The organism is Azohydromonas aeria (assembly GCF_009760915.1).
Taxonomy (GTDB): domain Bacteria; phylum Pseudomonadota; class Gammaproteobacteria; order Burkholderiales; family Burkholderiaceae_C; genus Azohydromonas; species Azohydromonas aeria.
Map to the genome: position 1 here is coordinate 1 of NZ_VIDQ01000199.1, position 1287 is coordinate 1287.

At 63.5% G+C, this 1287-nt stretch carries 1 protein-coding gene; it reads right to left on the reverse strand.

Translation table 11 applies throughout. The features are described from left to right. Positions 1-40 precede the first annotated feature (40 nt). A protein-coding gene (locus tag FJ694_RS36490; RefSeq protein WP_375140304.1) for an IS3 family transposase occupies positions 41-1221 on the reverse strand; the annotation gives its coding sequence in 2 pieces (ribosomal slippage) (positions 41-975 and positions 975-1221; 1182 coding nt in all). Positions 1222-1287: the final 66 nt, after the last annotated feature.

Here is a 1287-nt window from a genome sequence, read left to right on the forward strand (position 1 = left end):
CTGAGGTGCCCCTCGTTTTTCGCCTTCCAACTGGCCGCTCTTATGCCGCCTTCGGCTGCTGAGCTTGCTGCTTGCTGATCCAGCTTTGCAGGAACTCCTGCGGTGAGCAGTAGCCCAACGTGGAGTGGCGGCGCCTGCGGTTGTAGAAGCCTTCGATGTACTGGAACACGTCGGCACTGGCCTGCTGGCGCGTGGCGTACCGGGCGCCGTGTACCCGCTCGTTTTTCAGGCTGTTGAAGAAGCTTTCGGTCGGGGCATTGTCCCAACAATTTCCCTTGCGGCTCATCGATGCGGTCATGCCGAATTCGTTGAGCTTGCAGCGCATTGCATGACTGGCGTACTGGCTGCCGCGGTCGCTATGGAACATGACACCGGGCGTGGGCTTGCTCCGGAACCACGCCATGGTTAGCGCATCGGTGACGATGTCGGCTGTCATGCGTGGCTTTAGCGACCAGCCCACCACCTCGCGGTTGAAGAGGTCCAGCACCACCGCCAGGTACAGCCAGCCCTCATCCGTGGCGATGTAGGTGATGTCACCGGTCCACACACGGTTGGGCGCCTCGGGCGTGAAGTTGCGCGCCAACAGGTTCTCAGCCACCGGCAGCGCGTGGCTGGAGTCCGTGGTGGCCTTGTAGCGCCTCTTGTGGCGTGCGCGGATGCCGTGCTCGCGCATGAGCCGCTCCACGCGTTCCAGGCCGATACGATGTCCCCGGCCCTGCAGTTCACGGTGCATGCGGCGAGATCCATAGGCGCCCTTGAATTCGGCGTGGATGGCCTTGATCAAGGCCACGGCCTGTGCCGTGCTCAGCCGCTTCGTGTCGGGGCTGCCGCCGCGGCGCCAGGCCCGATAGCCACTGACACTCACGCTCAGTGCTTCGCATAGGTCGGGCAGCGGGTAGTCGGCGCGCTGTGCGTCGATCCAGGCGTACTTCACAGCGCATCTTTCGCAAAGTACGCCGTCGCTTTTTTTAATAGATCAACGTGCATCTTCAGCCGCGCGTTCTCCGCGCGCAGCCGCGAGATCTCCATCTGCTCGGCCGTCACCGGCTTGGCGCCGGCCCCGCTGAGCTGGCCTGCTCCAGCGGCCTTGACCCAGTTGCGCAGCGTCTGCGCCACCAGCCCCAGCTCCCGCGCCGCCACCCCTACGCCCACCTCCTGAGCACGCTTGACGGCCTGTTCCTTGAATTCGGCCGTGTACTCTTGTTTCGGAATCCGCTTCACTTCTCTTCCCTCAAGTCTCGATGGTACCCATCGGCCCTTGGAAGACGAAATTCAGGGGGCAGCTCA